The following is a 4,421-nucleotide window of genomic DNA, read 5'->3' on the forward strand; positions in this document are numbered from 1 at the left end:
TTGTCTGAGGAAAATATTCCTGCTTATAAGCAGTTTATGGCTTTAGCAGGATAGTTATGTCTGAAGACCAGGAGGACTACGCTTTTTGATAATTATTGCGACAGAACCGTTTTTTAAATCCATGATTTCTTGGGTCAAATGATGTGTGGTTTGCTATGTGATTGCCGATCATTCCAAGACGAGCCCAACCATCATCGTCTTCAACTGCTTCTACTGTTGTTCTTAGAAGGTTCATTAATTTTGTATCAGATTTAATATGTATTATCTTTTTAGCTACAGATTTATCAGATTTAACGATAGGTTTTTCTGGCCCCTTTAAGTCGATATAAAGAAATTTAGAACAACTATTAACGAAAGCTTTAGGTGTTTTTCTTTCTCCAAAACCAATAACTACCTTTCCATCAGCTAATGCTCTAGTTGCTAATGGCATAAAATCACAGTCAGAGGAAACTAAACAAATTACATCAACATTTTTTGTATATGAGGTATCCATCACATCAATGACAAGCGCCATATCAGTTGCGTTTTTACCTTTAGTAATATCAAATTGTTGCATGGGTTGAATTGCGTTATCGTGTAATTTTTCTCCCCAAGGTGATAGATTTGAGTTTTTCCAGTTTCCATAAGCTTTTCTAATATTTACGACACCATAACTAGCTAGTTCGGATAATATTGATTCTATATGTGCTGCAGGTGCATTATCTGCATCAATAAATAATGCTATTTTTGAATTGTTTTCCATATTTTTAACTTACAGTCCAACTATCAGATAGCACAGCTGCTTGTTCTATAACTAATTCAATAGCTTTAGCAGCCCTATCAGGCGGGTATTTATATTTTCTAAGAACTCGCTTAACTTCACGTCTAATTGTTGCCTTAACACTCTCTTTGTTGCGCCAATCAATAGTTACACTTTTTCTTAATTTTTCAGTGAGTTCAACAGCAATCTTTTTTAAGGTTTCATCTTTTAGTTCTCTAACAGAGCTTTCATTATCTGCAATCGCATCATAAAAGGCGATTTCATCAGAGCTTAAACCCATGCTTTCATGACGCTTAGCATCCTCTCTGAATTCTTTGGCGTTTTTGATAAGTTCTTCGATTACTTGAGCAGTTAGAATGCTTCGATTTGTATATTTAATTAATGTAGCTTCTAATCGGTCGCTGTATTTTTTAGACTGAACTATATTTGTTTTAACCCTGGACCGAATTTGATCTTTTAATAATTTTTCTAGAAGGTCAACTGCAAAATTTTGTTCGGGCATGTGTTTAATGTCTTCCAGGAATTCATCAGAAAGAATACCAATGTCAGGTTTATCCAAACCGGCTAGTTCAAAAATATCAGCGATACCATTCGGGACAACTGCATTATCTAAAATTTGCTTTAAGGCATTACTTTTTTGTTCTTCACTTTTTTTACTTGAACCGTTAGTGCTTTTAGCGATAACGGCTTTAACTGCCTGTAGGAAAGCAATTTCTTCTTTTAACTCTTTGGCCTCATCCATCGTTGAACATAATGAAAATGCTTTTGTTAATGCCAAGACAGTATCAAAATAGCGCTTTTTCCCATCTTTCAAACTTAATATATGATTAGCTGCTGGAATTAATAATTTTAGTCCATTTTTTTTATAATCACTGTAATCAAACTTGTCATACATTCCATGAATGACATCCAGTAATTCAAGTAATTTGGCAAAGGCTTCAGCGGTATCTACTGTTATTTTTCCCTTTCCTTTATTGTCCGTATAAGTTTTTAAAGAATTTTTTAACTCACTCGCAATGCCAATATAATCAACAACCACGGCACCAGGTTTGTCTTTAAACACACGATTAATTCGGGTAATCGCTTGCATGAGACTGTGACCTTTCATGGGTTTATCGACATACATGGTATGCGCTGGAGGTACATCGAACCCAGTAAGCCACATGTCTCTAACGATCACTATTTTTAAAGGATCGTTTTCATCTTTAAAACGTTTTTCAATTAATTTTTTAGTTGTTTTATTATAAATATGCGGTTGAAAATGTAATTTATCAGAGGCCGATCCGGTCATGATAACTTTAATAGCCCCTTGGTTAGGATCTTCATAATCGATCTCACCTTTACCTTGTTTTCTGGTTAGTAAAGGCGCTTTCAATTCAGGTCTTAATTCAGTTAGTTTTTTATACATTTGAGTGCATATTTCACGGCTCATGCAAACAATAATAGCTTTACCATCCAATATTTCCAATCGGCTTTCCCAGTGGTTTATAAGGTCGTTTGCAACCAGTTGTATTCGTTTCTCAGAGCCAACCAGTTTTTCTAGAGACGACCATTCACTTTTAACTTTTTCTCCACTGGCTTCGTTTTCCTCATCCTCTAAGAGTTCTTCGATATGGTCATCAATATGTGGTATTTCTTCCTGGTTTAATTCTAATTTAGCTAAACGACTTTCATAGTAAACCTGGACGGTTGCACCGTCTTCTACGGCATCATTAATATCATAAACACTGACGTACTCACCGAAAACTGCGCGAGTGTCTTTATCATCTATTTCAATAGGTGTACCGGTAAAACCGATGAATGTTGCATCTGGTAAAGCTTCTCTTAAATGATAAGCATAACCATATTTATAAATATCATTTTCTTTATCAAATTTTGCTTTTAAACCATACTGGCTCCGATGAGCTTCATCTGAAATAACAATCAAATTAGATCGATCACAAAGAATGGGGTGTTTCGTTTCTCCTTTAAGTAAACCAAACTTTTGAATGGTAGTGAAAATAATACCACCGGCAGGTCGAGCATCTAACAATTCTCTTAATTCATTTCGATTATCTGCTTGTACTGGATCTTGTTTTAATAAGTTTTTGGCCCCGCAAAAAGTTTCATAGAGCTGACCATCTAAATCATTCCGATCCGTCACCACAACAATCGTTGGATTCTTCATATCAGGGTGCTGCACCAATTGACCAACAAGACAGCTCATGGAAATACTTTTACCAGAACCTTGAGTATGCCAGAAAACACCACCTCTCCGATCCCCCTCTTCACGACTCGCCGTAAGAATAGCTGTTACCGCTTCACGGACACCATGGAATTGATGATAACCTGCAATTTTTTTAATAATTTTAGAACCATCATCTTCAAATAAGATGAAATCATGCAGATATTCTAATAAAAGTTTTTTATTAAAAAAACCTTTAACCAGGGTTTCTAATTCGTACTCTAAAAGCGGTTTATCTTTTTCATTAGCGACGGTTCGCCAATGCATAAAACGCTCTTTATCAGCAGTTAGAGAGCCTATTCTAGCTAATGTTCCATCAGATATAATGGTAGCAGCATTAAAGGTAAACAAAGCGTCTATTTCTTCTTTATAGGTTTGAATCTGGTCAAATGCAGCCCAAATATCGGCTTTCTCATCCGCTGGATTTTTCAACTCGACAACAAATAAAGGTAACCCATTAATAAAAACAACAATATCAGGTCGTCTGGGTTGTTTGATCCCTTTAATGGTGTACTGATTAACCGCTAAAAAATGATTTTCTTTTATATTATTAAAATCAATTAATTTAACTTTATCCCCTCGTTTTTCACCATTCTTTTCATATTCAACAGAAACACCCTCAATCATCATCTGATGGAAGGCCTGGTTATTTTTTATCAGTGAATGATGTTGGGGTTTAATAATTTGACCAATAGCATCTTCAATCGCAGAAAAAGGAAGTTCTTTATTAATGTGCTGCAGGGCATCTTCTAGGCCACCTCGAAGAACAACTTCAGAGTAATCCTTACGCCCTGGATCAATGGAATCAGGAGAAATATCTGGTTCATAAATAATGTTGTAATCTTGTTCGCGGAACCATTCAAGGCAGAGTTGTTCGAGTTGGTCTTCTGTGATCATGTTAGTCCTTTAATCCTTATTATCTTTTTGAGGGATAATCTCTTTGAGATGTTGTAGAGGGGTAATATCGTGATGCTTTCCGTTGTATATTCTTTCTGGATGAAATGCTAATGCACGGAGTGTTTCATTGATTAATTGCTTTGTGGAGTTCATTTCTGATGATTCACCTTCTAACTCAAGGAGCTGTTTTTTATACCCTTCAAAAGATTTAGATATTACTTCCTTGTGAGCATAATCCTCTTCTAATCTAAGAGCCTGGTTATGTCTTCTTCCTGCATAAATAGCCAACCAGACAATTGGGAGCACAAAAGGAAGCCTACCAAGTAAAAATGAAAATACATTTGTATGATCTAGTGTTTCAGTTGTTAAAGTCACGGGGTTGTATGTGGCTACTATAGAAGTTACGCATTGACAGGCAATGCTAAACTATGAACATTGAAAACACCAAAGCCATCGGAAAGCCAAGTCTTGATAAGAGAAATAACACGCCCATCAACAGCCCGCTGCACCTTACCGATGTATATTAGCTTTTTATTAAGT

3 protein-coding genes are annotated in these 4,421 nt (G+C 35.8%); all 3 read right to left on the reverse strand.

Going from position 1 to position 4,421, the window contains the following annotated elements; translation table 11 throughout:
* Positions 1-76: 76 nt before the first annotated feature.
* Genes CDZ78_RS17400 through CDZ78_RS17410 form a run of 3 tightly spaced genes read right to left on the reverse strand, consistent with a single transcriptional unit; the run spans position 77 to position 4,256 of the window.
* Positions 77-742, reverse strand: coding sequence for an NYN domain-containing protein (locus CDZ78_RS17400; RefSeq protein WP_087871120.1), 666 nt, complete (start codon positions 740-742; stop codon positions 77-79).
* A 4-nt stretch (positions 743-746) separates the two neighbouring features.
* A complete protein-coding gene (locus tag CDZ78_RS17405; protein ID WP_087871122.1) occupies positions 747-3,878 on the reverse strand; it encodes a type I restriction endonuclease subunit R in 3,132 nt (1,043 codons plus the stop codon).
* Between the two features lie 12 nt (positions 3,879-3,890).
* Complete coding sequence (locus CDZ78_RS17410; protein ID WP_087871121.1) at positions 3,891-4,256, reverse strand: hypothetical protein; 366 nt, start codon at positions 4,254-4,256, stop codon at positions 3,891-3,893.
* Between the last annotated feature and the right edge of the window lie 165 nt (positions 4,257-4,421).

The organism is Bathymodiolus platifrons methanotrophic gill symbiont, from assembly GCF_002189065.1.
In the GTDB taxonomy this organism is placed as follows: Bacteria; Pseudomonadota; Gammaproteobacteria; order Methylococcales; family Methylomonadaceae; genus Methyloprofundus.

Coding starts and splice junctions, on each gene's coding strand:
- CDZ78_RS17400 (WP_087871120.1), bottom strand. CDS start 742: ATGGAAAACAATTCAAAAATAGCATTATTTATTGATGCAGATAATGCA.